The organism is Paraburkholderia lycopersici (assembly GCF_900096975.1).
GTDB classification, from domain to species: Bacteria; Pseudomonadota; Gammaproteobacteria; order Burkholderiales; family Burkholderiaceae; genus Paraburkholderia; species Paraburkholderia lycopersici.
The window spans coordinates 39,452-64,667 of sequence record NZ_FMYQ01000021.1; the positions used below are offsets into that span (position 1 = coordinate 39,452).

Annotated in this window: 22 protein-coding genes and 2 tRNA genes; 8 read left to right on the forward strand and 16 right to left on the reverse strand. The window is 68.1% G+C overall.

Features of this window, described 5'->3' with window-relative positions; all coding sequences use genetic code 11:
• Positions 1–162: 162 nt before the first annotated feature.
• Both BLU17_RS21135 and BLU17_RS21140 read right to left on the reverse strand, forming a co-directional pair.
• The gene (locus BLU17_RS21135; protein WP_092001002.1) at positions 163–1,569 is read right to left on the reverse strand and encodes an MATE family efflux transporter; all 1,407 of its coding nucleotides are present in this window, start codon (positions 1,567–1,569) and stop codon (positions 163–165) included.
• Between the two features lie 180 nt (positions 1,570–1,749).
• Positions 1,750–1,971 carry an RNA-binding S4 domain-containing protein gene (locus BLU17_RS21140; protein WP_092000794.1) on the reverse strand — a complete coding sequence of 74 codons (222 nt, stop codon included), beginning with the start codon at positions 1,969–1,971 and terminating at the stop codon, positions 1,750–1,752.
• A gap of 284 nt (positions 1,972–2,255) precedes the next feature.
• Here BLU17_RS21140 and BLU17_RS21145 point away from each other — a divergent pair, with 284 nt between their 5' ends.
• Positions 2,256–2,738 carry a hypothetical protein gene (locus tag BLU17_RS21145; protein ID WP_092000797.1) on the forward strand — a complete coding sequence of 161 codons (483 nt, stop codon included), beginning with the start codon at positions 2,256–2,258 and terminating at the stop codon, positions 2,736–2,738.
• A gap of 205 nt (positions 2,739–2,943) precedes the next feature.
• Positions 2,944–5,160 carry an ATP-dependent helicase gene (locus BLU17_RS21150; RefSeq protein WP_092000801.1) on the forward strand — a complete coding sequence of 739 codons (2,217 nt, stop codon included), beginning with the start codon at positions 2,944–2,946 and terminating at the stop codon, positions 5,158–5,160.
• Between the two features lie 27 nt (positions 5,161–5,187).
• Here BLU17_RS21150 and BLU17_RS21155 read toward each other — a convergent pair whose 3' ends face one another.
• The 8 genes from BLU17_RS21155 to fdxA all read right to left on the reverse strand — a co-directional run bounded on the left by BLU17_RS21155 (position 5,188) and on the right by fdxA (position 9,500).
• Complete coding sequence (locus BLU17_RS21155; RefSeq protein ID WP_092000804.1) at positions 5,188–5,949, reverse strand: DUF4088 domain-containing protein; 762 nt, start codon at positions 5,947–5,949, stop codon at positions 5,188–5,190.
• A 133-nt stretch (positions 5,950–6,082) separates the two neighbouring features.
• A complete protein-coding gene (locus BLU17_RS21160) occupies positions 6,083–6,406 on the reverse strand; it encodes an AzlD domain-containing protein (protein WP_092000807.1) in 324 nt (107 codons plus the stop codon).
• Entirely contained in the window at positions 6,403–7,122 is a 720-nt protein-coding gene (locus tag BLU17_RS21165) for an AzlC family ABC transporter permease (RefSeq protein ID WP_092001005.1), read from the reverse strand. The genes BLU17_RS21160 and BLU17_RS21165 overlap by 4 nt, the downstream gene beginning before the upstream one ends.
• A gap of 145 nt (positions 7,123–7,267) precedes the next feature.
• Positions 7,268–8,158 carry a helix-turn-helix transcriptional regulator gene (locus BLU17_RS21170; RefSeq protein ID WP_092000810.1) on the reverse strand — a complete coding sequence of 297 codons (891 nt, stop codon included), beginning with the start codon at positions 8,156–8,158 and terminating at the stop codon, positions 7,268–7,270.
• 28 nt (positions 8,159–8,186) lie between these two features.
• Positions 8,187–8,660, reverse strand: coding sequence for a CreA family protein (locus tag BLU17_RS21175; protein WP_092000812.1), 474 nt, complete (start codon positions 8,658–8,660; stop codon positions 8,187–8,189).
• A 170-nt stretch (positions 8,661–8,830) separates the two neighbouring features.
• Positions 8,831–8,906 (reverse strand) — tRNA-Asn (locus tag BLU17_RS21180).
• A 69-nt stretch (positions 8,907–8,975) separates the two neighbouring features.
• Positions 8,976–9,051, reverse strand: a tRNA-Asn gene (locus BLU17_RS21185).
• A 125-nt stretch (positions 9,052–9,176) separates the two neighbouring features.
• Complete coding sequence (gene fdxA, locus BLU17_RS21190) at positions 9,177–9,500, reverse strand: ferredoxin FdxA (RefSeq protein WP_092000814.1); 324 nt, start codon at positions 9,498–9,500, stop codon at positions 9,177–9,179.
• Between the two features lie 325 nt (positions 9,501–9,825).
• On the opposite strand from fdxA, the gene pncB reads away from it, so the two are divergent.
• The 5 genes from pncB (at position 9,826) to BLU17_RS21215 (ending at position 15,798) form a co-directional block, all read left to right on the forward strand.
• Positions 9,826–11,028 carry a nicotinate phosphoribosyltransferase gene (pncB, locus tag BLU17_RS21195; protein ID WP_092001008.1) on the forward strand — a complete coding sequence of 401 codons (1,203 nt, stop codon included), beginning with the start codon at positions 9,826–9,828 and terminating at the stop codon, positions 11,026–11,028.
• An 83-nt stretch (positions 11,029–11,111) separates the two neighbouring features.
• Positions 11,112–11,774, forward strand: coding sequence for a LutC/YkgG family protein (locus BLU17_RS21200; RefSeq protein ID WP_092000815.1), 663 nt, complete (start codon positions 11,112–11,114; stop codon positions 11,772–11,774).
• A complete protein-coding gene (locus tag BLU17_RS21205) occupies positions 11,764–13,194 on the forward strand; it encodes a sodium:proton antiporter (protein ID WP_092000817.1) in 1,431 nt (476 codons plus the stop codon). Before BLU17_RS21200 ends, BLU17_RS21205 begins: the two co-directional genes overlap by 11 nt.
• A gap of 82 nt (positions 13,195–13,276) precedes the next feature.
• On the forward strand, positions 13,277–14,266 hold the full coding sequence (locus BLU17_RS21210) for a 2-hydroxyacid dehydrogenase (protein ID WP_092000818.1): 990 nt from the start codon (positions 13,277–13,279) through the stop codon (positions 14,264–14,266).
• A complete protein-coding gene (locus tag BLU17_RS21215; RefSeq protein ID WP_425434122.1) occupies positions 14,263–15,798 on the forward strand; it encodes a DNA recombination protein RmuC in 1,536 nt (511 codons plus the stop codon). Before BLU17_RS21210 ends, BLU17_RS21215 begins: the two co-directional genes overlap by 4 nt.
• Positions 15,799–15,890: 92 nt before the next feature.
• On the opposite strand, the gene BLU17_RS21220 is transcribed toward BLU17_RS21215, so the two are convergent.
• The 6 genes from BLU17_RS21220 to BLU17_RS21245 form a co-directional block, all read right to left on the reverse strand.
• A complete protein-coding gene (locus tag BLU17_RS21220; RefSeq protein WP_092000821.1) occupies positions 15,891–16,388 on the reverse strand; it encodes a GNAT family N-acetyltransferase in 498 nt (165 codons plus the stop codon).
• Positions 16,388–16,663: a hypothetical protein gene (locus tag BLU17_RS21225; protein WP_028212919.1), complete on the reverse strand. Its 276-nt coding sequence runs from the start codon at positions 16,661–16,663 to the stop codon at positions 16,388–16,390. Before BLU17_RS21225 ends, BLU17_RS21220 begins: the two co-directional genes overlap by 1 nt.
• Positions 16,664–16,729: 66 nt before the next feature.
• On the reverse strand, positions 16,730–18,040 hold the full coding sequence (gene moeA / locus BLU17_RS21230) for a molybdopterin molybdotransferase MoeA (RefSeq protein WP_092000823.1): 1,311 nt from the start codon (positions 18,038–18,040) through the stop codon (positions 16,730–16,732).
• Positions 18,041–18,143: 103 nt separating this feature from the next.
• On the reverse strand, positions 18,144–18,767 hold the full coding sequence (gene mobA / locus BLU17_RS21235; RefSeq protein ID WP_092001013.1) for a molybdenum cofactor guanylyltransferase MobA: 624 nt from the start codon (positions 18,765–18,767) through the stop codon (positions 18,144–18,146).
• 16 nt (positions 18,768–18,783) lie between these two features.
• On the reverse strand, positions 18,784–19,905 hold the full coding sequence (gene moaA / locus BLU17_RS21240; RefSeq protein ID WP_092000826.1) for a GTP 3',8-cyclase MoaA: 1,122 nt from the start codon (positions 19,903–19,905) through the stop codon (positions 18,784–18,786).
• Positions 19,906–20,075: 170 nt separating this feature from the next.
• The gene (locus BLU17_RS21245) at positions 20,076–23,279 is read right to left on the reverse strand and encodes a ribonuclease E/G (RefSeq protein ID WP_092000829.1); all 3,204 of its coding nucleotides are present in this window, start codon (positions 23,277–23,279) and stop codon (positions 20,076–20,078) included.
• Between the two features lie 869 nt (positions 23,280–24,148).
• Here BLU17_RS21245 and BLU17_RS21250 point away from each other — a divergent pair.
• Entirely contained in the window at positions 24,149–25,204 is a 1,056-nt protein-coding gene (locus BLU17_RS21250) for an RluA family pseudouridine synthase (protein WP_092000831.1), read from the forward strand.
• Positions 25,205–25,216: the final 12 nt, after the last annotated feature.

Sequence of the window (25,216 nt, forward strand, 5' to 3'; positions counted from 1 at the left end):
GGACCGCGCGTAGCGGCGGACGCCGGGGTGGCCGGCGGCGCCCGCGACTGCGCGGCTGTCTCCTTGCTGTTTCTGCCCTCGTGGGACGGACGGCGCTCAAGGGCGCCGGCCGCGTATTCTAACCGCTCGCGCCGCGGCGGGCGGGCGCGTTAAGCGGGCGCTTCAACCGGCGCGGGCGGCCGTGGCGGCGCGGGTTTGTGCGCGCAGGCTTATCCGGTGAAAGCGCCAGGTCATGAGCACGGCGACGGTGGCGAGGCCCGCCGCGAGGCCCCACCAGAGTCCCAGTGCGCCGAGCCCGAAATGGAAGGCGAGCGCGTAACCCGTTGGAAAACCGATGCCCCAGTAGCCGAGCGTGGCCGCGAGCATCGGTATGCGTGTGTCCTTCAGGCCGCGCAGGCAGCCGGAGCCGACAGTCTGCACGCCATCGACGATCTGGAAGAGGGCCGCGACGCCGAGCAGCGTTGCCGCGAGCGAGACCGTGTGCGCGTTGGCCGGGTCGTCGAGATGCAGGTAGAGCCCGACGATCCGGTGCGGCGCGAGCACCATGACGAGCGCCGAGAGCGACATGAAGCCGACGCCGAGCCCGAGCGCGACGAAACCCGCGTGGCGCGCGGCGCGCGGCATGCCCGCGCCAGCCCAGTAGCCGACGCGCACGTTGGCCGCCTGGCCGATGGCGAGCGGCACCATGAAGGTGACCGAAGCCACGTTCAGGGCGATCTGGTGCGCCGCGAGCGGCGTCTCGCCGAGCAGGCCCGCGACGAGGCCGGTGGCGAGAAAGAGCGTCGCTTCGACGGCATAGGTGATCGCGACGGGCCAGCCGATCGTGAAGAGTTCGCCCATGAGCGGTGCCGTGGGCCGGCGCGCGGCGACGAAATGCTGGTGCGACGGCCGCAGGTGGAGGAGCGCCATCAGCACGAGGGCGGTGAGCCAGACCGTCGTGGCCGTGGCGGCGGCCGAGCCGAGAAAGCCGAGGCGCGGCAGGCCCCACGCGCCGTGGATCAGTCCGAAATTGAGGAAGCCGTTGAAGAACACGCCCGCGATCGACACCCACAGAAGGCGGCGCGCCGCGCCGATGGCGGGCAGGAACGAGCGCATGAGCCCCACGCCGATCAGGCTGGCGGGCGCGCCCCAGCGCAGCACGGCCGCGTACTCGCCGATGTGGCGCGCGAGCAGCGTCGGCTCGCCGAGCGCGCGCAGGATCGGCTCGGCGAACGAGAGCAGCGCGAAGGCGGGCAGCGAAAGCAGCAGCGAGAGCGCGAAGCCCGTCCAGTAGATATGCGGCACATGGCTTTCGTTGTGGGCGCCGCGCGCCTGCGCGACGCTCACGCTCACCGAGGTGAGCACGCCCTGGAGCACGGTCACCACGACGAAGAACATGTTCGCGCCGAGGCCGCCCGCGGCGAGCGCATCCGCGCCGAGCGAGCCCAGCAGCACCGTGTCGGTGACGCTCATCGCCATCTGCGAGAGCTGGGCGATCGCGAGCGGGCCGGCGAGGCGGGCAGTATCGGCGGCATGGTGGCGCAGCGTGGGCGGCGAGGCGACAGCGCCGGAAAGCGTGGTTCGGGTCATGAAAAGCCAGCGGCGCGAGAGAATCGCGCCGCGCGGTATGTTGAGTGCGTTCGACTGTCGAAGCTGAAAGCTTATTGCGCGATGGCCGCCTTGTCGATCCGCGCGCTCAAATCTGGTGCATGGCTGCGGCCCGCTCGCAACCTCCCAGGCCACGTCCGCACGCACCTTCCGCACGCCACTTCAGTCGGGCGCCTTGATGGCTATGCGCGTGTCGCCGAGCAGCACGGCCTGCCCTGCGCGAATCTTGCAGGTCTTGCGCAGTTCCACCTCGCCGTCCACCTTCACCGCGCCCGAGGCGACGATCTGCTTGGCGGAGCCGCCGCTATCGGCGAGGCCGGTGATTTTCAGCAGGTTGTGCAGTTCGACGTAGTCGCCGGTGAGTGTGAAATCGAGGTTGGGCATGGCGGATCGGAAAGGCGAAAGGCGCGCGGCGGCGCGCGAAGGGTGAGCATGATAAGCGATTGCGGCTCTGACGGGCCGGTGGCATTCCGGGGCCGGATGTTATGAATTCGTCAGCAAATGAAACGTTGCGTAACGTCGCGGGACCCGGTGGCGATCTTCAGACCAAAATGGTTGCACCGTTGATCGAAAGTGCCGCTTCAGCGGCTTCATCGAGCGGGGGCGCGGCTGTGGCGGGCATGCCCGCTGCAAAAGCGCCTTCGGAACCACTGCAAAGAGGATATGCCATGACCCAGATTCGCAAGCTGCTCACCGCTACCGCCGCTTTTGCCACCGTGACCACTGCCGCCGCGTTCGCGCAGGGCGCGTTCGCCCAAAACGCGACTCCGGGCGCGGCGCAGCCTGGCGGCGAAGCCCCGGCGATGGCGCCTGCCGCGGCTCCGGGTGCCGCGGCAGGCCAGGCGCCGGCGGCGGCCGGCGTCGCGCAACCCGCACCCGCGCCGCAAAACCTGACCGCGCCGCAATCGCCTGATCCGCTCGTGCAAAAGCGCAATGCCAACGCGGCGGCGAACGCCGAATACCGCAGCGCAAAGAAGTCGGCGAGCGCGGAATACGGCGAGGCGAAGAAGCAGGCGAAGTCGCAGTACAAAGCACAGGTGAAGGACGCGAAGATCAACCACAAGGCCGACCGGCAGGCCAACGACTCGGAAATGAAGGATCAGATGAGCGGCGCGTCGGCGCAGCAGCAGGGTGGCCAGGCCCAGCCATAAGCGGCTGAAGCCGGCGGCGGCCGTCTGGCCGCCCGATGATCGTGCGGGAAGCGAAGCGGCGGCGTCCGGGAGCGGGCGCCGCCGCTTCGCTTCGCGCCTTCGGCATGGCGTCCCGAATGAAACCCCGTCGCGCCGCCGTCCTTAAATATCGCCAGATCGCCATGGAATCAGGCGCTTGCCGATGCGCGGTGTATGGATATACAGTATGCGTCGCTCCTTGCGTTTCGCCACGTTCATCCGTCCTGCGCCTGCCGTGTCCACTGTTTCCGTCGCCGATTTTCCGTCCGCTCCCGCCGCCAACGAGGCGCACGCCGATGTGGCCAACGCCGTCTCAGCGTGGCTCGCGAAGCTCAACGATGCGCAGCGGGAGGCCGTCGAGCACGGCGGCGAAGCGGGCTACGCGCCTGGCTGCGCGTTGCCGGGGCCGCTGCTCGTGATCGCGGGTGCGGGGTCGGGCAAGACCAACACGCTCGCGCACCGCGTCGCGCATCTGATCGCGAACGGCGCCGATCCGCATCGCATCCTGCTGCTCACGTTCTCGCGCCGCGCCGCACAGGAAATGACGCGCCGCGTGGCGCGCATCGCCGCCGGCGTGCCAGGCGTGGCCGTCACGCTTGCCCAGGGGCTCACCTGGGCGGGGACGTTTCACGGCGTGGGCGCGCGGCTCCTGCGCGAATACGCCGATCACATCGGCCTCTCGCCGGCGTTCACCATCAATGACCGCGAGGATTCCGCGGATCTCATGAACCTCGTGCGGCACGAACTCGGCTTTTCGGCGAAGGAGAAGCGCTTTCCGTCGAAATCGACGTGTCTCGCGATCTATTCGCGCGCGGTCAACACGGGCGAGCCGCTCGCGAACGTGCTCAACCGGTCGTTTTCGTGGTGCCTCGAATGGGAGCCGCAACTGCGCGTGCTGTTCGCCGCCTACGTGGACGCCAAGCAGAAGCAGAACGTGCTCGACTACGACGATCTGCTGCTCTATTGGGCGCACATGGCCGCCGAACCCGCCATCGCCGCCGATCTCGCGGGCCGCTTCGACCACATCCTCGTCGACGAATACCAGGACACCAACCGCCTGCAGGCCTCGATCCTGCTCGCGCTCAAGCCCGACGGCCGCGGCCTCACGGTGGTCGGCGACGACGCCCAGGCCATCTACTCGTTTCGCGGCGCGACGGTGCGCAACATTCTCGACTTCCCGGCGCAGTTCGATCCGCCCGCGCGCCAGGTCACGCTCGAGCGCAACTACCGGTCGACGGCGCCGATCCTCGCGGCCTCGAACGCCGTGATCGACGCCGCCACCGAGCGCTTCACGAAGAACCTGTGGACCGATCGCGCTTCGCAGCAGCGCCCGCGCCTCGTCACGGTCGCCGACGAAGCCACGCAGGCGCGTTACGTCGTCGAGCAGATTCTCGAGGCGCGCGAGGCGGGCATGAAGCTCAAGCAACAAGCTGTGCTGTTTCGCGCGGCGCACCACAGCGCGACGCTCGAAATCGAGCTGGCGCGGCGCAACATCCCGTTCGTGAAGTTCGGCGGACTGCGCTTTCTCGATGCCGCGCACGTGAAGGACGTGCTGGCGGTGCTGCGCTGGGCCGAGAATCCGCTCGACCGCGTGGCGGGCTTTCGCGTGACGCAGTTGCTGCCCGGTGTCGGGCCTGCCAACGCCGCGCGCCTGCTCGATCAGGTGGCCGCGTGCACGGGCGCGTATCGCGCCGCCGAGGCGCTCGCGGCCTTCGCGCCGCCGCCGCGCGCGGCCGAGGACTGGCCCGCGTTCGCCGCGCTCGTCGACAGCCTTTCCATGCGCGCGACGCCCTGGCCCGCCGAGTTCGAGCGCGTGCGGCGATGGTACGAGCCGCACCTCGAGCGCAATTACGAAGACGCCCAGGCGCGCCTTGCCGATCTGTTGCAGATGGAGAGCATTGCGAGCACCTATGCCTCGCGCGAGCGCTTTCTCACCGAGCTCACGCTCGATCCGCCCGATGCCACGAGCGCCGAATCCGCCGACCCGCTGCTCGACGAGGACTATCTGATCCTCTCGACGATCCATTCGGCGAAAGGGCAGGAGTGGCGCAATGTGTTCGTGCTCAACGGCGTGGACGGCTGCATTCCGTCCGATCTCGGCGCGGGCAGCGACGAGGAACTGGAGGAGGAGCGGCGTCTGCTCTACGTGGCGATGACGCGCGCGAAGGAGGATCTGCACATCGTCGTGCCGCAGAGGTTTTATGTGCACAACCAGGCGGCGTCGGGCGACCGGCACGTGTGGGCGTCGCGCACGCGCTTCATCGGCGCGCCCATGCTGCCGCTGTTCGAATCGCGTGCATGGCCGCCTGCGTCCGTCGCAAGCGCGCCGAGCGCGGCGGGACTCGCCGCCGCCGCGCAGGCGAAGGTCGAGATCGCCGCGAAGCTCAGAAAAATGTGGGACTAGGGGGCCGCCTCGCCGGCGCGCCCGTGCTCAGTGCGACTGTCCGCGCGCCGTGGTGCGCGCAGGCGGCATGAAGAAGTTGCGCAGCCACGCGGCAAAGCGCGCGAATACGTCGTCGGGCTCCTCGACGAAGATCTCCGGCTTGAGCAGCCGCAAGTACTCCATGATCTGCTGCGCTTCCTGCTTCTGAAACGCCCCGTGCGTGACGCCCATGCGCAGCAGCCCGCGCAGCTCGCCCAGACGCTCGCGCGCCGCGCTGCCGCTCGCCTGCTCGCAACCGATCTTCGCCTCATACACCCGCTGGCGCAGCGATTCCGAGAGCCGCCATGCGGGTGTCTGCATCGATTCTTCGAGCGCCTGGATGTCCTGCACGCCCGACTTGATCTGCGCCGCGAGCGGGTCGACCAGCGAGTCGTCGCCCTGGGCCTCGCTGACGATGGCGGCCGCCCAGTCGCGGCACTGCTTGGACAGCTCGTCAGGCGTCCACTCCGGCCGCGACGCAAAGCCGAAGCCGAATTCGCCGGCCTGGCGCATGAGGATCGAGACGACCTCCGGGAATTCCTTGTCGAGCGTGCGCTTGGCCCACGCGTACTGGCCGCCCTGCAGGAGCCGCTGGACGGCGTGCTCCGTGAGTGGCGTCATGTTGTCGAGCAGTTTTGCGCGCAGGTAGTCCTCGAACGACGGCGTGGCGAACTGCGGGTCGAGCTTGAGCGAGACGCGCAGGAACGCGTCGAAGTCCTTGCGCAGCGACGCAAGCGTTTCTTCCTTCAGGTTGAGGGTGATCTGCCCCATTGTGGTTGCCCCGGTGTAATCCTTGTCCCTTCTCGCGCGCTCTCGCCGTTCGAGCACTAGCCTGCCAGAGCAGGCCATGTCGGGTTTATCGGCGCGATGGGGCGAAACTTGAGCGCAAGCGGTGCCGGAGCCCTTAGCGCAGAACGACGCCTTGCCAGAGGAAGAACACGCCGAGCCCGACCGCGATGGTGAGAAGCGGCCGCTTCGTGAGCGCGCTGACGACAACGGCCGCGAGCGCGCCCACGAGCTGCGGGTTGCGCCAGGTGAGCTCGGCTCCCTGGCCGTGGGGCGAGACCGCCATCGGCACGATGATGGCCGTCAGCACGGTGACGGGCACGAAGCCGAGCGCCGTGCGCACGAGCGGCGGGAACGCGAGCCGCTCGCCGAGCACGAACACGGCGGTGCGCACGAGCAAGGTGATGAACGCCATGCCGAGAATCAAGACGACGTAGTTCATCGGCCGGCTCCGGCGGTGCGTTGAACGGTGGGCGGCTTGCGGGGGCGCTCGCCTGCGGCGCGTGCGCCGCGCGGCGACCCGGGGCGCGACAGGACCACGCCGACCACGACGCCTGCGAGCACGGCGCCGAGCAGACCGAGCTTGTACGGCCAGCCCTGCCACAGGAAGGCGAGCACGCCCGCGGTGAAGGCGGCGGCGAGATAGCGCACCGCGACGAGTTGCGGCACGACGATGGCGATGAAGGTCGCGACCATCGCGAAGTCGAGGCCGAGCGACTGCAGGCCCGGAAACGCGGCGCCGAACAGCAGGCCGACCGCAGTCCAGAGCTGCCAGTTCAGATACATCGACATCCCCGAGCCGAGGAAATGCCACGGCGAGACGTCGTCGCCGGGCGGATGGCGGCGAAAATGCGCCCAGGCGACGGCGAACACCTCGTCCGTGAGCATGGCGCCCAGCACGAGACGCCAGCGCAGCGGCAAATGCGAGACATAGGGCGCGAGCGTTGCGCTGTAGAGCACGTGGCGCAGGTTCACGATGAGCGTGGTGGCCCAGATGACGGCGAAGCTCGCGTGCGAGGCGATCAGACCGAGCGCGATGAACTGCGCGGAGCCCGCGAACACGGCGAGCGACATGAACTGGCCGTGCCAGAGCGAAAGCGGGCCCGAGGTGACGAGCGTGCCGAAGATCACGCCGAAGGGCGCGGCGCCGATCATCATGGGGATCGTGTCGCGCGCGCCGGCGACGCATTCGGTAAAACGGTTGGGATGCGTGGTCAAACTGTCCTCCTGATACAGGGGGACAGCATAGCGGGCGGAAGCGCGGGCGGCTTGTACGTTCTTGCGGCGTGCAGACGCGCGAATGTCAGGACGACTGCCAGCGTCCCGGCGGCACCCCGAACATGCGGCGAAAGTGCCGCGTGAAATGGCTTTGGTCGGTGAAGCCGCTCGCCGCGGCGACGTCGGCGACCGTGGCGCCTTCGCGCAACGGGCCGAGTGCGCGCTGCAGGCGCAACTGCGTGCGCCACGCGTGTGGCGGCAGGCCGGTCGCCTGCGTGAAGAGCCGCGTGGCGTGAAACGGCGAGAGTCCGACCGCCTGGGCGAGGTCGGCCACGCGCAGCGGCGCGCAGAGATCGGCGGCGAGCAGCGCCTTCATCGTTTCCACGCGCGGGTCGTTCGGGCCGTGCTTGAGCGCCGCCTCGCGCGTGCGGCCGTAACGCGTGAGCAGCGAGGCGAGCGCGTCGAGCAGCGCGCTTTCCACCGCAAGCCAGTCCGCGGGCAATGCGCTCGCCTTGCCCGCAGGCGTTTCGAGCGCGACTGCCGCGTGTCGCCGGTCGGTATCGGCTTCGAGCAGGCGGTGCGCGTGCGAGAGCCGGTGTGCGAGATCGAGATCGTGAATCACCTCGCTGTCGAACCACGGCAACGGCTGCGCGCGGCCGGCGATCTCGCTGGCGAGTCCGTGCAGGAAGTCGATCGGCACGTACATCACCCGATAGCTCCAGCCTTCGTCGGCGGCGCGCGAGCCCGTGTGCAACTCGCCCGGGTTGATGACGGGCACGCTGCCCGTTTCGGCGACGTGCTGGGCGCCGCGGTAGCGATAGCGCTCCGCGCCGGCCTCGATCACGGGAATCGTGTACGCCTCGTGCCAGTGGGGTGCAAACGTGTGCTCGTTGTACGTGGCCGTGACGAGATCCGCGCCAGGGAGAAGCGGCGTGCGCCAGTAGCGGGCGCAATCGCGGAAACGGGAATCGGCCATGATGAAGGTCCTGCGGAAGAACCCCAGTTTAGCGCAGCGGAATCGTCGTGCCCGACGGCACCGGCACGGCCGTGACGCTGTTCTTCGCGCTGCCGCTCACGACGCGGTCGCTATAGGTCAGGTAGACGAGCGCGTTGCGCTTTGCGTCGACCACGCGCACGACGTGCAGTGTTTTGAAAAGGAAGGACATGCGCTCGTTGAAGACGTCGGCCTGCTGCCTGAGCGGCCCGGAAAACGAGATCGGCCCGACCTGGCGGCAGGCGATCGACGCTTCGGTGGGGTCCTCGGCAATGCCCAGCGTACCCTTCACGCCGCCCGTGCGGGCGCGCGAGACGTAGCAGGTGACGCCTTGCACCTGCGGGTCGTCGTAGGCCTCGACGACGACCTTGTCCGAGCCGGTCACGCGAAAGTTGGTGTTCACGCTGCCGATCTGCTCGGCGTGGGCGGAGGCGCCGAGGCTCGCGCAGGCGAGAAGGGCGGCAAGGCGGCGACTGGATTTCATGCGGATTCCCGAGGATGACGAAGTGACATTATCGGGGAGGGCGGGGAACTCAGGGCAAGCTGCCGAAGCACGCCGATGCCTGAATCGCGGTCGGAGAGTGCTCACGGCGAGCGCAATACGCGTATCAAAAGAAAAAGGGGTTGCGTGCAACACGCAACCCCTCGATATTTTGGCTCCCCGACCTGGGCTCGAACCAGGGACCTACGGATTAACAGTCCGGCGCTCTACCGACTGAGCTATCGGGGAACAGCAATACAGCGACAACGCTTTACGTCATAAAAAAGCCCGTTGTGATTAACGGGCTTTTGTGAATCTTGGCTCCCCGACCTGGGCTCGAACCAGGGACCTACGGATTAACAGTCCGGCGCTCTACCGACTGAGCTATCGGGGATCAACAAAAGCAGAGAACGAAATTCTATGGGGTCCGGTGGGGGCTGTCAATACCCTGTCGCCATCTCGTCAGGGCAATTCGCTGCGCAAGAGATTATTCCGGCACGCGGCAACCCGGGCAAGCGGTTAGCGCGCGAGCAACGCGAGCTTGTCTTTCACGTCCTTGAATTCGTCGGCTTCGGGCAGCGGGGCCTTCGTCTTGGTGATGCTCGGCCAGCCCTTAGCCAGGTCGGCGTTCAGCGCGATGAACGCTTGCTGGTCGCCAGGGACGTCTTCTTCGGCGTAGATGGCGTTCACCGGGCACTCGGCCACGCACACGGCGCAGTCGATGCATTCGTCCGGATCGATCGCGAGGAAGTTGGGACCTTCGCGAAAGCAGTCCACCGGGCACACATCGACGCAGTCGGTATAGCGGCACTTGATGCAGCTTTCGGTCACAACGTGAGTCATTCAGGCAACTCCTGCAAGCTTTTTGTATCGGGGGATGGCGGTTTGCCAAAAACGGTATTGTAACTGATGAGGAATTACCCCAGCCAGACGCCCGCGCCGGTCCTTAGATCGTTTCGTGATTAGTTTATAAGATGGCGCGGCCCGCAACGATTGCCCCTTGCGCGCAAGACGGCGTGCCGTCGGGCATGCGGCTCGCGCAGGCATTGGGGTAACATGGGGCACCGCTGGCGCTCGCGACCCAAAGCCGCCGCAAGGCCCGTATCCCGTGCCGCGTCGTGCTTCCCGCTTCGCGGGTGCTATCCGATTGCTGTCCGGCTGGCCCATCATGATCATTACTTCGCTGCTCGATACCGATCTCTACAAATTCACGATGATGCAGGTGGTGCTGCATCATTTCCCCGCGGCCAACGTGGAATACCGCTTCCGCTGCCGCACGCCGAACATCGATCTCGTGCCGTACGTCGACGAGATCCGCAGCGAGATCCACAAGCTCTGCAGGCTGCGCTTCGCGGAGCCCGAACTCGAGTACCTGCGCAAGATGCGCTTCATCAAGAGCGATTTCGTCGACTTTCTCGCGCTCTTTCACCTGAACGAAAAGTACATCTCGGTCGCGCCGTCGCCGAAGGGCAACGGCGAGATCGACATCGAAATCAAGGGACCGTGGCTGCACACGATTCTCTTCGAGATTCCGGTGCTCGCCATCGTCAACGAGGTCTACTTCCGCAATACGCAGCATCACCCGCAGTACGACGAGGGCCGCGAGCGTCTGCGCCACAAGATCGAGCTGCTCGGCGCGAAACCCGCATTCGCCGACTGCAAGATCGCCGACTACGGCACGCGCCGCCGCTTCTCGAAGCGCTGGCACGAAGAGGTGATCCTCACGCTCAAGGACGATCTCGGCGAGCAGTTCGCGGGCACGAGCAACGTCTACTATGCGATGAAGCACAACCTCACGCCGCTCGGCACGATGGCGCACGAGTATCTGCAGGCGTGCCAGGCGCTCGGGCCGCGCCTGCGCGACTCGCAGATCTACGGCTTCGAGATGTGGGCGAAGGAGTATCGCGGCGACCTCGGCATCGCGCTGTCCGACGTCTACGGCATGCAGGCCTTCCTGCGCGACTTCGACATGTACTTCTGCAAGCTCTTCGACGGCGCGCGCCACGATTCGGGCGATCCGTTCGAATGGGGCGAGCGTCTGCTCAAGCACTACGAGGACAACCGCTGCGACCCGCGCACGAAGACCATGATCTTTTCCGACGCGCTCGACATTCCCAAGGTGCTACGCCTGTACGAGCGCTTCGGCGACCGCTGCCGGCTCGCATTCGGCGTGGGCACCAACCTCACCAACGACCTCGGCTATCAGCCGCTGCAGATCGTCATCAAGATGGTCCGCTGCAATGGGCAGCCGGTCGCCAAGCTCTCCGATTCGCCGGGCAAGAACATGTGCGACGACAAGGCGTATCTCGCCTATCTGCGCCAGGTGTTCGGCATCGAGCAGCCTGTGGAAGAAGAGAGCGCAGGCAAGTAAGAACGCGCAAGACGCGCGCGAAGCGCAGGGCGGCGCGCCGGTATAATCGGCGCGTCGCTTTTCTTCATCTGACGAGGACGTTCATGGACACGACGGCCGCCCGCCGCAGCATACTCGCGCGCATTCGCGCGGCGCAGGGACGCGAGGCCACGCCCGCGGCGCACGAGCGGCAAGCCGTTGCCGACTACCTCGCGCGCCATCCCGAAGGTCCGCGTCCGGCACTCGAGGGCGATCTCGTCGCGCGCTTCGTGGGCGAGGCGCGCAAGATGTCGAGCACCGTCGCCGAAGTCGGGCTGCTCGCCGACGCACCCGCCGCCGCGCAACGCTACCTGGCGGAGCTCGGACTGCCGATGCAGGCTGTCGCGTGGCAAACGCTCGACGCGCTCGACTGGGCCGGCGCGGGCCTCGCGGTTCAATTCCGCAAGCCCGGGGACCGCGATCTCGTCGGCCTCACGGGCTGCTTTTGCGCCACGGCCGAGACCGGCACGCTGGTGTTGCTCTCCAGCCCGCAAACGTGGGCATCGGGTGCGCTCTTGCCCGAGACGCACATTGCCGTCGTGCCCGCTTCGCGCATCGTCGCGGGCCACGAAGATGCCTTCGCGCTCATGCGCGCCGAACGCGGCGAGCTGCCGCGTGCGGTCAACTTCGTTTCCGGGCCCTCGCGTACGGGCGATATCGAGCAGACCATCATTCTCGGCGCGCACGGGCCGTATCGCGTGCATGTGATCGTCGTGCATGGCGCGTGATCGCCGCGGGTTCGCGGCGCTCGCGCCCGCCTTCGCGCTGACGTTTCTCAGCACGAACGCGCAGGCGGCGGCGGTCGACGGCGCATCGCTCGGCGCCGCCTGGGCGCTGCCGTTCGCCGGCGTGCTGCTTTCGATCGCGTTCTTTCCCATGCTGGCCGGCGCATTCTGGCATCGTCACTTCGGCAAGATCTCGGCGGCCTGGGCACTCGCGTTCCTGCTGCCGTTCTCGGCCATACACGGTTTCGGCGCGACGTATCCGCTCTTCGTGCACGCCGTCGTCGACGAGTATTTACCGTTCATCGTCCTGCTCGGCGCGCTCTACACGATAGCGGGCGGCATTTGCGTGTATGGCAATCTGTCCGGTTCGCCGCGCGCGAATACCGCGATCCTCGCGCTCGGCACGGTGCTCGCGAGCGTGATGGGCACGACCGGCGCGGCGATGCTGCTGATCCGGCCGCTCCTGCGCGCGAACGACAACCGGCTGCACAACGTGCACGTGGTCGTGTTCTTCATCTTTCTCGTCGCGAACGCGGGCGGGCTGCTCACGCCGCTCGGCGATCCGCCGCTCTTTCTCGGCTTCCTGAACGGCGTGGGATTCTTCTGGACTGCAAAGCATCTCGCGTGGCCGATGCTATTCGTTTGCGGCGTGCTGCTCGCGGTGTTCCATGCGCTCGATAGCTGGTACTTCAGCCGCGCTGGCGAAGTGCGCGCCGCCGCGCTCGACCCGACGCCGGACACGGCCACGTTTTCGATCGGCGGCAAGGCCAACTTCGTGCTGCTCGCGCTGCTCGTCGCGCTCGTGCTGACGAGCGGTTTGTGGCGGCCGGGCATCGCTTTCGAGGCCGCAGGCGCGCACCTGCAGTTGCAGAACCTCGTGCGCGATGCCGGACTCGTTGCGCTCGCGCTGATCTCGCTCGCGTTCACGTCGAAGGAAGCGCGCGCCGACAACGGTTTCGAGTGGTCGCCGATCGTCGAAGTGGCGAAGCTCTTCGCGGGCATTTTCGTGACGATCGCGCCCGTCATTGCGATGCTGCGCGCGGGCGATGCCGGCGCGTTCGCCTCGCTGATCTCGCTGGTGAACGACGCCTCGGGCCGCCCGAACGAAGCGATGTACTTCTGGGCGACGGGCCTGCTCTCGTCGTTTCTCGACAACGCGCCCACTTATCTGGTGTTCTTCAACCTCGCGGGCGGTGACGCCAATGCGCTCATGTCGGGTGGCGCGAAAGCGCTCGCCGCGATCTCGGCGGGCGCGGTATGGATGGGCGCGCTCACCTATATCGGCAACGCGCCGAACTTCATGGTGAAGGCGATCGCGCAGTCTCGCGGCGTGCGCATGCCGGGCTTCTTCGGCTATCTTGGCTGGTCGGGCGCGCTACTCGTGCCGGTCTTTCTCGCGGCCACCTGGCTCTTTTTCGTCTAGCGGCGGGACTTCCGCAAAGCTTCCCTGAGCGCCCCGTCACGCGCAACAATGGCGGACAACGACTGAAGTGTGGAGAGCAACGATGCAAAAGATTCTCGTGGCGCGCCCGATCTTTCCCGACGTGATCGATCGGCTCAAGCGGTATTTCGACGTGGACTGGAACAACGGCGACGCGCTGTCGCCCGAGGCGCTGAACCAGCGCCTCGCGGACAAGGACGGCGCACTCACGGCGGGCGACCCCATCGGCGCGTCGACGCTCGCGGCCGCGCCGCGTTTGCGTGTGGTGTCGAACATGGCCGTGGGCTACAACAACTTCGACATGGCCGCGTTCAACTCGGCCAACGTGCTCGGCACCAACACGCCCGACGTGCTCAACGAAACCACGGCCGACTTCGGCTGGGCGCTGATGATGGCGGCGGCGCGCCGCGTCACGGAGTCCGAGCACTTCCTGCGCGCGGGCAAGTGGGGCAAGTGGTCGTTCGATATGTTTCTCGGCTCGGACGTGTACGGATCGACGCTCGGCATCATCGGCATGGGCCGCATCGGGCAGGCGCTCGCGCGTCGCGCGCGCGGCTTCGACATGCGGGTGGTCTATCACAACCGCTCGCGCGTCGCGCCGGAAATCGAGCGCGAGCTGAACGCAGAATACCGCTCGAAGCAGGCCCTGCTCGAAGAGGCCGATCACGTCGTGCTCGTGCTGCCTTACACGGCGGAGAACCATCACACGATCGGCACCGCAGAATTCGCGCTGATGAAGCCCACCGCGACGCTCACCAATATCGCGCGCGGCGGCATCGTCGACGACGCGGCGCTCGCCGAGGCGCTGCGCACGCGCCGGATCGCAGCGGCCGGCCTCGACGTGTTCGAGGGCGAGCCGCGCGTGCATCCGGCGCTGCTCGAAGTGGAGAACGTCGTGCTCACGCCGCACATCGCGAGCGCGAGCGAGGCCACGCGCCGCGCCATGGCGAACCTCGCCGCCGACAACCTGATCGCCGCGCTCGGCGAAGGCCCGCGCGCGGGGCAGCCGCCCAATCCGATCAACGCCGCAGTGTTGGGGAAAGCGCGTACATGAGTTTGCTCGCAGGCATGTCGCTGGCGCTCGTCGCGCTGGCGATCGCGTTCGTTGCGACGCTCGTGGCGTTGCTGCGCGCGCGTCATGGGCAGGACGACGGCGAGGCCGAGGCCATGCTCGACGCGCTCGATCAACTGAGCGACCGGCTCGCCGCCTCGACCGACACGCAGGCGCGCGCGGCGGAGCGCATCGAGCGCGAACTGCGTAACGAGATCGCGCGCACGGCGCAGGTATCGCGCAGCGAGTTCGGCGGCGGTTTCGCCCAGGTGCAGCAGGCGCTCGCCGCGCAGCTCACGAGCATCGCGACGGTGCAGAACAACCAGATCGACGGCTTCGCGCAACAGCTCGCCAAGCTCACGGCGACCCACACGCAGCAGCTCGACGCCGTGCGCCAGAGCCTGTACCAGCAGGCGCAGCAGGCGCGCGACGAGCAGGGCGCCGCGCTGCGCCACTTCGGCGCGCTGCTCACGCAGCAGCTCGCGCAGCTCACCGAAGTCAACGACCGGCGCTTCGCCGAAGTGCGCGCAACGCTCGAACAGCGTCTGAAGGACATCGAGGCGAACAACGCGGCCAAGCTCGAGGAAATGCGCCGCACGGTCGACGAGAAACTGCACGCAACGCTCGAACAGCGTCTTGGCGAGTCGTTCAAGCTCGTCTCCGACCGCCTGGAGCAGGTGCATCGCGGGCTTGGCGAGATGCAGACGCTCGCGGCGGGCGTGGGCGACCTGAAGAAGGTGCTGACCAACGTGAAGACGCGCGGCACGTGGGGCGAGGTGCAGCTCGAAGCGTTGCTGGAGCAGATGCTCACGCCGGAGCAGTACGCGAAGAACGTGGCGACGGTGCCGAAGAGCACGGAACGCGTGGAATTCGCCATTCGCCTGCCGGGGCGCGGCATAGCGGGCACCGGCGGCGCCGACCCGGGCGAACCCGTCTGGCTTCCCATCGACGCCAAATTCCCGCGCGAGGACTACGAGCGTCTCATCGACGCCCAGGAGCGCGCCGACGTGCTCGCCATCGAAGAGGCGGGGCGCGCGCTCGAGCTGCGCATCCGCGCGGAGGCGCGCACGATCGCCGAGAAATACGTGGCACCGCCGCACACGACCGATTTCGCGCTGCTCTTCCTGCCGACCGAAGGGCTCTACGCGGAAATCCTGCGCCGCCCGGGACTTACCGATCTGCTGCAGCGCGATTATCGCGTGAGCGTGGCGGGCCCGACTACGCTCACGGCACTCCTCAACAGCCTGCAGATGGGTTTTCGCACGCTGGCGATCGAGCGGCGCTCGAGCGAAGTGTGGCAGGTGCTCGGCGCGGTGAAGACGGAGTTCGGCAAGTTCGGGGACGTGCTTGCGCGCACGAAGTCGCAGCTCGAAACGGTGACGCGTTCGATCGAAGCGGCCGAGGTGCGCACGCGCGCGATGAACCGCAAGCTGCGCGACGTGGAAGCGTTGCCGGGCGATGCCGCGGCGAACCTGCTCGGCGACGCGTTGCGCAACGGCGAGCCGGGAGGCGAAGGGGGAGCCGGCGACGAGTGAGGGCGTACTTCCTCGCCGGGGCGCCAAAGCCCAAAAGACGACGGGCCGCCTGATGCAGGCGGCCCGTTTGCATTGAAGCGTGGGCGGCGGACTTAACCGATGGCCGGTTCCGCAGGCGCGGCGAGCTTTTCGAGCGCCTCGCCGGTCATACGCACGACGCGCCAGTCGGGCAGCACCGTCGCGCCGAGCTTCTCGTAGAAGCCGATGGCCGGCGTGTTCCAGTCGAGCACGGTCCACTCGAAGCGCGCGCAGCCGCGTTCGACGGCAAGCGCCGCGAGCGCGCGCAGCATCGCCGTGCCGAGGCCGGTGCCGCGCTGCGACGGCTGGACGTAGAGGTCTTCGAGATACAGACCGCGGCGGCTCAGGAAGGTCGAATAGTTGTGGAAGAAGAGCGCATAGCCGACGATGCGGCCGGCGTCTTCCGCCACCAGCGCCTCGGCTGCGGGACGCGTGCCGAACAGCGCGTCGGCGAGGCCCTCGGCGGTGCCCGTGAACAGGTGCGTGAGCTTTTCGAACTCGGCGAGCTCATACATCAGTGCATGCATCGCGCCGACGTCGGCGGGGGTGGCGGCGCGGATCGTCGCGGCCATCAGGCTTCCTCGGGCACGTCGGAGAGATGGATCTCGATACCGCCGAAGCGCGACGCGACCCAGTTGTATGCGTGGCAGGCGATCCACAGCAGGATGAAGCCGACAATCGCGTTCAGCAGCAGCGCGCTGAAGATGGTGGAAAGCTCGACCGACCCATAGCGCACGAACGCCACGAGCACGCCGAGCAGCACGATCGGCACGCTGAAGGTCAGGTACACGAGGATGAGCGCCTTGGCGGTCTGGCCCGCAGCGATGAACGAGATCTGTTTTTTCATAATGTGTCGGTCCGTATGCAGGTTTGGACGTGTGGTTACCTTGACTGGGCTCGCCGTGCCGCCGCACTAGACGAGCCCATCGAACAGCATGATGTCGACGGCGTCGCCAGCATCGAGGTCGCCGGCCTCGTGGGCGAGCACGATGAAGCAGTTCGCCTCGCTCATTGTGCTGAGCGCGCCCGAGCTTTGCGAGCCGGTCGGCGCGACGCGCCACTGGCCGCTCGCGTCGCGGCGCGCGAGGCCGCGCTGGAACTCGGTGCGGCCCGCGCGCTTCCTGATCGGCAGATCGCTCAGCGCCGGCACCAGCGCAACGGGCTGCGGGCTCGCGCCCGCCATCGCCATGAGAGCGGGACGCACGATCTGGTAGAACGAGACCATTGTCGCGACCGGGTTGCCGGGCAGGCCGAAGAGCAGCGCGGCGCGGCCCGCGCCGGGGCGGCCGCCCGACCAGATGCGGCCGAACGCGAGCGGGCGGCCGGGGCGCATGGCGAGGCCCCAGAACGAGACGTCGCCGAGCGTTTGCAACTGCGCGCGCGTGAAATCGGCTTCGCCGACCGAGACGCCGCCGGAGGTTAGCACGACATCGGCGGTTTCGGCAGCCAGCTTCAGCGTGGCGGCCAGCGCGGCGGGGTCGTCGCGCACGACGCCAAGGTCGATCGGCTCGACGTTCAGGCGCTGCAGCATGGCGCCGAGCACATAGCGATTGCTGTCGTAGATACAGCCGGGCGCGAGCGGCTCGCCGGGCGAGCGCAGCTCGTCGCCGGTCGAGAAATAGGCGACGCGCAGGCGCTGCTTGACGTTCGCCTCAAGCATGCCGAGCGAGGCCAGCAAGCCGATGTCGGATGCGCGCAGCACGCGGCCGGCCGCGAGCGCCGCGCCGCCGCGCGCAAGGTCTTCGCCCTTGCGGCGGGCATTCGCGCCGCGCGTGACGGCGCGCGCTTCGAAGGAGACGACTTCGCCGTGGGCTTGCACGCGTTCCTGCGGCACGACGGTGTCGCAGCCCGCAGGCATCGGCGCGCCGGTCATGATGCGCACGCACATGCCGGCGGCCACTTCGCCCGTGTAGGGGTGGCCGGCGAATGTCTTGCCGCACACGGCGAGCGTGAGCCGTCCGGACGCGTCGGCCGCAGCCAGCGCCGCGCCGTCGAACGCGTAGCCGTCCATCGCGGAATTGTCGTGGGCGGGGACGTCGATGGGCGAAATCACGTCCTCCGCCAGCACGCGAGCGAGCGCTTCGCGCAGCGGCACGCGTTCGCTTGCCGCGATCGGCGTCACCCACTGCAGCACGATGGCCTGCGCGGCGCTGACGGGCAATGCTTGCGGATCGTACTGGCTGATGCATCCGGCGTTGCCGGAGGGGTGATTAAGCGTGGTCATCGAGTGGGGAAGCGTCGCATCCGCACGGTGTGTGCGGCGATCGTCCGGGCGGGCCGGCCGTGTGCCGGGGACGGCGGCTGGCCGCGCGCCGCCCGATTGCAATTCAGGCGCGTTCGAAGTCGGCCAGTTCCTGTAAGGAATTGATATTGTAAAACGCACGTTCATCGGCAAAGGCGACTTCGGCGGCCGTGTGGCGCGCGTACCACGCGCGCACCTTGCGCTCGCCCGCAGCGAGGAACGCGGCGAGGTCGTCGGCGAGCGATGTGCGGACCAGCGCGAACACCGGATGCAGCAAGACGGCGCCGTCGGCGTTCGTCGTCGTCGCGGTCGCGATGTCGGCGTGTCGGGCGAGTGCAGCATCGCAGAGGCGCTCGGCAAGGTCGGCGGGCAGCCAGGGCGAGTCGCACGGCACCGTGAGCAGCCACTCGGTGCGCGCCGCGCGCAGCCCCGCAAGCAGCCCCGCGAGCGGGCCGGGGTAGTCGGGCAAAGTGTCGGCGAGCACACTCGCTTGCCACGGCGCGCCGAGCGCCACGTAGGCGTCGCGGTTGCGGTTCGCGCTGATGGCGAGCATGCCCACCTGCGGCGCGAGGCGCGCGAGAACCTGTGAGGCGAGCGGCGTGCCGTGCAGCATCTGCAGGCCCTTGTCCGCGCCGCCCATGCGCTGGCCGCGGCCGCCCGCGAGCACGAGGCCGGTGATCGATCCGGTGGGAACAGGGTTGGCGCTCATCGGCCTCATGGGCTACTCAGCCGCCGATATAGGACATTTCGATGCGCCGCTCGTCGGCGGAACCCGGCGCCTGCGCGCTGCCGCGCAACTGGGAGTAGCGATCGGCGCGGCCTTCCCAGACTTGCGCGATCGCGCCGGCAATCGCCTGGTCGGTCGTGCCGTTGCGCAGCAGCGCGCGCAGGTCGTAGCCCATCGAGGCGAAGAGGCACAGGTACAGTTTGCCTTCGGTGGAAAGCCGCGCGCGCGTGCAGTCGCCGCAGAACGCGCGCGTGACGCTCGAAATCGCGCCGATTTCGCCGGCGCCGTCCGCGTAGCCCCAGCGTTGCGCCGTTTCGGCCGCGCTGTGCGGCTCGAGCGGCACGAGCGGCCAATGCTCCGCAATGCGCGCGACGACTTCCGACGACGGCAGCACTTCCGCCATGTTCCAGCCGTTCGACGTGCCCACGTCCATGTACTCGATGAAGCGCAGCGTGACACCCGTGCCGCGGAAGTGACGCGCGAGCGGCACGATCTCGCCGTCGTTCGTGCCGCGCTTGACGACCATGTTGACCTTCAGCGGCGCGAGCCCCACGGCCTGCGCCGCGGCGATGCCGTCGAGCACGTCGGCCACGGCGAAGTCGGCGTCGTTCATGCGACGAAAGAGCGCGTCGTCGAGCGCGTCGAGACTCACTGTCACGCGCGTGAGGCCCGCGTCGCGCAGCGTGCGCGCCTTGCGGGCGAGCAGCGACCCGTTGGTAGTGAGCGTGATGTCGAGCGGTTCGCCACCGGGCGTGCGCAGCGCGGCGAGGCGCTCGATCAGGAATTCGATGTTCTTGCGCAGCAGCGGTTCGCCACCCGTAAGCCGGATCTTGGTGACGCCTTGCGCGACGAAAAGCCGCGCGAGCCGCTCGATTTCTTCCAGCGAAAGCAGCGCGGAATGGGGCAGAAACGGGTAGTCCTTGTCGAACACCGCACGCGGCATGCAGTAGACGCACCGGAAATTGCAGCGATCCGTGACCGAGATGCGCAGGTCGCGCAGCGGCCTTGCTAGCGCGTCGAAGACCGCGCCGGACGGCGCGCGCACCGTTCCCGCAGCCGGGTTGGGTAGGCCGGGCGGCAGCGAACGAGCGTCGGCAACGGGGATGATGCGTCGGGTCATGGTCTCTTCGTTCTCGCGTTGTCTCGATTTTAGCCGAACCAGCTACGGCCGACAGACGAGGGAGAACGCTGATATATCAAAAAAAAAGCCCGCCGGGAGCGGCGGGCTTTTGGGGGGGGGCAGCGTCGGACCCGAGAGTCCGACGCTGCGGCCAGGCGCGCAGGCAGCGCTTACGGCTGGCGCGTGGTTTCGACCTGCTGCATCGGCGTGCTGTCGACCGGCGGCAGCGCCTTGCGCTCTCGCGGCACCCGCGCGGGCTTCACCACCTGCGCGGCGGCTTGCTGGGCGGCGCGCAGCTTGTCGGCGTCGGTGTTGACCCAGACGAGGCCCGCCGATTCCAGCATCGGGCGCAGGGTGTCGGCCGTAGCCGGAACAGCTTGGGCCGGGCTCTGCACAGCCGGCTCGCTGATCGCGACGACCGCAGGTGCGGCCGCGACGGCGGTTCGAGCAGGCTCCGGTTGCGCCGCCGGCGTTGCCACCGGTTCTTCGGCCTGAGGCGCTTCGACGCGATCTTCACGCACGACGGGCAGCGTTTCAGCCTGGACCGGCTCGACCGGAGCCACCGGTGCCGTCGGTTCTACGGCTGCGGCGGGCACCGCCGTTTCCGCGGCCTTCGGCGCCACGGCAGGCGCGGGCGTGGTTTCGACGGCGGCCGGCGTGGCCTCGGCAGGCGCCGAAGCCGGTTCGACCGGAGCCGGGGCTTGTTCTGCCGCGGGCGCGACGGTTTCGACAGGCGTGGCCGTCACCGCAGCAGCGGGCGCGTGCCCGGTTTCGCCGACAACGGCTGCGGCCGGCAGCGCGGTCACGACCGCGGTTTCGACGACCGACTCGGCGCGCGTTTCGACGGCCGGCGCTTCGTGCACCTGCGCGGCAACGGCGGGCTGCTCGATGGCCGGTTGCACGGGCGCGGCTTCCTCGCCGCCTTCCTGTGCTTCCGCGTCCGGCGTCAGGCCTGCGGTCTCCGTGTCGCGCTCGCGACGACCGCCGCGGCGGCCACGGCGGCGGCGGCGGCGCTCTTCGCCTTCACGCGGCGCGCCTTCTTCGTCGGCGCCCGCGCTCACGCCTTCGGGCAGCTCCGTCTGCGGCGCTTCGGCGTCTTCGGCGGCAGCCGATGCAGCATCAAGACGCGCTTCCTGGGCTTCGGCAGCCTCGGCGGCTTGCGTGCGGCGGCGTTGTTCGCCACGCTCGCCACGTTCACCGCGCTCGCGGCGTTCACCACGTTCCTGGCGCTCGCCGCGCGCGGCGCCGGCTTCCGCCGTCACCTCGCTGCGATCCTGGCCGCGCTCGACACGCTCGATGCGCTGTTCGCGTTCGGCGCGTGCTTCGCGGTTTTCGCGCGGCTCACGTTGCTCGCGCGGTTCACGCGGCTCGCGGGCGCCACGGCTTTCGCGTGCTTCACGCGGTTCCCGCGGTTCCCGTGGTTCGCGTGGTTCGCGGTCCTCGCGGCGGCCTGCAGACTGGCCGGTGCGCGCGCCGCTTGCGCCTTCGCCGCGGCTTGCCGCGTCGCGGCCGCCGGTGCGGCGATTGCGGTTGCGGTCGCCGCCGGTCTTTTCACCGCGTTCGGGGCGTGCTTCGCGAGTCGGGCGCGCGGTTTTTTCGGGTTGCGCGACCGGTGCCGGCGCGGGTGCCGCAGCGGGCGCGCCGCCGAAGAGGCGCTTGACCCAGCCGAAGAATCCGCCGCCCGCGGGCGAGACGGCCACCTGCGCGGCGACGGGCGCGGTCGCGGCCGGCTTGACCGGCGCGCTCGGCGCCGGACGCTCGGGCGTGATGCCCTTCACCGCGGCTTCCTGCTTGGGTTTGGCTTCGGCGCTGCGCTTGCTGTAGCCGGTTTCCGACTCGAGTTCGCGAGCCGCCTCCTCGGCCATCTTCCACGAGGCGCGCGGGTCGTCGAGGCGCGCGTCGTCGTGACGCAGGCGCTCGAGCTTGTAGTGCGGCGTTTCCAGATGCTTGTTCGGGATCAGGACGACGGCGACCTTGAAGCGCGACTCGATCTTGTTGATCTCCGAGCGCTTTTCGTTGAGCAGGAAGGCGGTCACTTCGACCGGCACCTGGCAGTGGATCGCCGCGGTGTTTTCCTTCATCGCCTCTTCCTGGATGATGCGCAGGACCTGAAGCGCCGACGATTCCGTGTCGCGGATGTGGCCCGTGCCGTTGCAGCGCGGGCAGGTGACGTGGCTGCCTTCCGAGAGGGCCGGGCGCAGACGCTGGCGCGACAGCTCCATCAGGCCGAAGCGCGAGATCTTGCCCATCTGCACGCGCGCGCGGTCGTGGCGCAGCGCGTCCTTCAGGCGCTGCTCGACTTCGCGCTGGCTCTTGGCCGACTCCATGTCGATGAAGTCGATCACGATCAGGCCGCCCAGGTCGCGCAGACGCAACTGGCGCGCCACTTCGTCGGCGGCTTCGAGGTTGGTGCGCGCGGCGGTTTCCTCGATGTCGGCGCCCTTGGTCGCGCGCGCCGAGTTCACGTCGATGGCGACGAGCGCCTCGGTGTGGTCGATCACGATCGCGCCGCCCGAGGGCAGCGGCACCGTGCGCGAGTACGCCGTCTCGATCTGGTGCTCGATCTGGAAGCGCGAGAAGAGCGGGACGTCGTCGTGGTAGCGCTTCACCTTGTTGACATTGTCCGGCATCACGATATCCATGAAGGCGCGCGCCTGGTCATAGATCTCGGTGGTGTCGATGAGGATTTCGCCGATGTCGGGCTGGAAATAGTCCCGGATCGCGCGGATCACGAGGCTCGACTCCAGATAGATCAGCATCGGCTGGCCCGACTGGCCGGCCTGCGACGCGGCCTCGATGGCGCGCCACAGTTGCAGCAGGTAGTTCAGGTCCCACTGGAGTTCTTCGGCGGAGCGGCCGATGCCGGCCGTGCGCGCGATGATGCTCATGCCGTCCGGCAGTTGCAGCTGCGCCATGGTTTCGCGCAGCTCCTGCCGGTCGTCGCCCTCGATGCGGCGCGACACGCCGCCGCCGCGCGGGTTGTTCGGCATGAGGACGAGGTAGCGGCCGGCGAGCGAGATGAACGTGGTGAGGGCGGCGCCCTTGTTGCCGCGCTCTTCCTTCTCGACCTGGACGATCAGCTCCTGGCCTTCCCGGAGGGCGTCCTGGATGCGCGCGCCGCGCATGTCGACGCCTTCGCGGAAGTACTGGCGGGCGACTTCCTTGAACGGCAGGAAGCCGTGGCGGTCTTCGCCGTAGTTGACGAAACATGCTTCGAGCGAGGGCTCGATGCGGGTGACGATCCCCTTGTAGATGTTGCCTTTGCGCTGTTCGCGCCCGGCGGTTTCGATGTCGATGTCGATGAGCTTCTGTCCATCGACGATGGCGACGCGCAGTTCTTCCTGCTGCGTCGCGTTGAACAGCATTCGTTTCATTGAACGACTCCAGTGCGTTCGTGCGCGGCCGGCACGGTGCGCGGCGGCGACGCCAGGCAGCACAGTGCGGGCCGCGGCGAGCCGCGCCTTATTGTGTTGTCACAAGCACGCTGGAGCAGGAACGATGGCGGGGAGAATTGCCTTTTTGGGACACCGGTCCGGCGTTGCGTTGCCATGGACGGGCCGCGTGGGCACATGCGAAATACGGCTTCAAGAAGCGAAGAGACATGCCGCGGGTTCGCGACGGCGGCGTTTTCCTGCGCTTCCGATCCGCCTGCGGGCAGCGCAGAGGGTTGTACCCATCGCAACGGCCGCAACAGATGCCCGCCGCAGCGGCGAACCGCGCGCGCTTTGCGGCTGGATCAGGTTCGCGGCCTCATGTTCCAAATCAGGGCCGCGCACGGGAAGCTTTCAGGAACGCCCGTCTTCCCCCTCGGGTGTCTCGCCACTTTTGACGTCGCCGTGTCCCGCACGTTGCCGGGACGATTTTCGGGCGCTCGCCGTATTTTCGCCACCAGCGCCTCCATCGGCGGTCACTTCGACCGCGCGGCGGGACGCGCCGGATAAATTCTTTATACCAATGTTCCGTTACCGTCGGAGCCGATCCTGACCGAATGTGCCTGTGGGCGCCATCCCTGCCGGTGCGGTATTCCGTGCGTGCAACTCGTTGCTTCTCAAAGCGGGGTGAGCAACCAGCCCCGGGCGCAAGTAAAATAACCGTTTATCGCTTGCTGCCTGCGCACGCCGCGTGGTCCAGGTCCAGGATAACCCCCTTGGGGTGTCCATCGGGTGGTTCGCAGAACATTTGGCCGTTTGGCCTGGGCCATTCGACCTACCATTGCGTCGGCGCTGGGCAAATTATATTCAGAATGAAAGGGTTAGGCAAAACATCCCAGAATCAGGTCGCAAGCGACCAGGTTTCGTTCGTCGAAATCGACGAGGGCGCGGCTGGTCAGCGCATCGACAATTTCCTCGTGCGCGTCTGCAAGGGCGTGCCGAAGAGCCACATCTATCGCATCTTGCGCAGCGGGGAAGTGCGCGTGAACAAGGGCCGGGTCGACGCGCAGTACCGGCTTGCGGAAGGCGACGTCGTGCGCGTGCCGCCCATCCGCACCTCGCAGTCCAGTGCGCCCCCGGGCGCCGCGCCCGTTCCGGCGGCCCAGTTTCCCGTGCTTTACGAGGACGATGCGCTGCTCGTCATCGACAAGCCGGCCGGCGTGGCCGTGCACGGCGGCAGCGGCGTGGCGTTCGGCGTGATCGAGCAGTTGCGCGAGGCGCGCCCGCACGGCAAGTTCCTCGAACTCGTGCACCGCCTCGACCGGGAAACCTCCGGTGTGCTCATGCTCGCCAAGAAGCGCGCCGCGCTCGTCGGCCTGCACGCGCAAATGCGCGACAACCAGACCGACAAACGCTATTTCGCCTGCGTCCATGGCGAATGGGCGAGCGACTGGGGCCGTCGCCGCGCTGTCAAGGAGCCGCTGCACAAGTACCTGACCCCGGAAGGCGAGCGCCGCGTGCGCGTCCAGGCCGACGGGTTACCCTCGCATACCGTGTTCAATCTGATCGAGCGCTGGCCTGGCTACGCGCTCCTCGAAGCCGAACTCAAGACGGGGCGCACGCACCAGATCCGCGTGCATCTCGCGCACCTCGGGCTGCCGATCGTCGGCGACGCCAAGTATGGCGATTTCGCGCTCAACAAGGCGCTCGCGCGCAACGGCGCGCGGCCGGGCATCAAGCGGATGTTCCTGCATGCACACAGGCTGAAGCTCACTCACCCGATCACGGGCGCGCCGCTGCAGTTCGAGGCGCCGTTGCCGGAGGATTGCCGCGGCTTCGTCGAGGCGCTGCGGGCGCAACGCGAGTGCGGCGCGGGCGAAGGTGCGGCGCCTGAAACGGCCCGACCCGACCCGGCCCGACCCGAATGACAACGAAGATGA

Coding starts and splice junctions, on each gene's coding strand:
- BLU17_RS21135 (WP_092001002.1), bottom strand. CDS start 1,569: ATGACCCGAACCACGCTTTCCGGCGCTGTCGCCTCGCCGCCCACGCTG.
- BLU17_RS21225 (WP_028212919.1), bottom strand. CDS start 16,663: ATGAAAAAACAGATCTCGTTCATCGCTGCGGGCCAGACCGCCAAGGCG.
- BLU17_RS21150 (WP_092000801.1), top strand. CDS start 2,944: ATGCGTCGCTCCTTGCGTTTCGCCACGTTCATCCGTCCTGCGCCTGCC.
- BLU17_RS21170 (WP_092000810.1), bottom strand. CDS start 8,158: ATGGCCGATTCCCGTTTCCGCGATTGCGCCCGCTACTGGCGCACGCCG.
- BLU17_RS21205 (WP_092000817.1), top strand. CDS start 11,764: ATGGCGCGTGATCGCCGCGGGTTCGCGGCGCTCGCGCCCGCCTTCGCG.
- mobA (WP_092001013.1), bottom strand. CDS start 18,767: ATGAGCGCCAACCCTGTTCCCACCGGATCGATCACCGGCCTCGTGCTC.
- BLU17_RS21140 (WP_092000794.1), bottom strand. CDS start 1,971: ATGCCCAACCTCGATTTCACACTCACCGGCGACTACGTCGAACTGCAC.
- BLU17_RS21210 (WP_092000818.1), top strand. CDS start 13,277: ATGCAAAAGATTCTCGTGGCGCGCCCGATCTTTCCCGACGTGATCGAT.
- moaA (WP_092000826.1), bottom strand. CDS start 19,905: ATGACCCGACGCATCATCCCCGTTGCCGACGCTCGTTCGCTGCCGCCC.
- BLU17_RS21165 (WP_092001005.1), bottom strand. CDS start 7,122: ATGATGATCGGCGCCGCGCCCTTCGGCGTGATCTTCGGCACGCTCGTC.
- pncB (WP_092001008.1), top strand. CDS start 9,826: ATGATCATTACTTCGCTGCTCGATACCGATCTCTACAAATTCACGATG.
- fdxA (WP_092000814.1), bottom strand. CDS start 9,500: ATGACTCACGTTGTGACCGAAAGCTGCATCAAGTGCCGCTATACCGAC.
- BLU17_RS21145 (WP_092000797.1), top strand. CDS start 2,256: ATGACCCAGATTCGCAAGCTGCTCACCGCTACCGCCGCTTTTGCCACC.
- BLU17_RS21215 (WP_425434122.1), top strand. CDS start 14,263: ATGAGTTTGCTCGCAGGCATGTCGCTGGCGCTCGTCGCGCTGGCGATC.
- BLU17_RS21250 (WP_092000831.1), top strand. CDS start 24,149: ATGAAAGGGTTAGGCAAAACATCCCAGAATCAGGTCGCAAGCGACCAG.
- BLU17_RS21160 (WP_092000807.1), bottom strand. CDS start 6,406: ATGAACTACGTCGTCTTGATTCTCGGCATGGCGTTCATCACCTTGCTC.
- moeA (WP_092000823.1), bottom strand. CDS start 18,040: ATGACCACGCTTAATCACCCCTCCGGCAACGCCGGATGCATCAGCCAG.
- BLU17_RS21200 (WP_092000815.1), top strand. CDS start 11,112: ATGGACACGACGGCCGCCCGCCGCAGCATACTCGCGCGCATTCGCGCG.
- BLU17_RS21245 (WP_092000829.1), bottom strand. CDS start 23,279: ATGAAACGAATGCTGTTCAACGCGACGCAGCAGGAAGAACTGCGCGTC.
- BLU17_RS21155 (WP_092000804.1), bottom strand. CDS start 5,949: ATGGGGCAGATCACCCTCAACCTGAAGGAAGAAACGCTTGCGTCGCTG.
- BLU17_RS21175 (WP_092000812.1), bottom strand. CDS start 8,660: ATGAAATCCAGTCGCCGCCTTGCCGCCCTTCTCGCCTGCGCGAGCCTC.
- BLU17_RS21220 (WP_092000821.1), bottom strand. CDS start 16,388: ATGGCCGCGACGATCCGCGCCGCCACCCCCGCCGACGTCGGCGCGATG.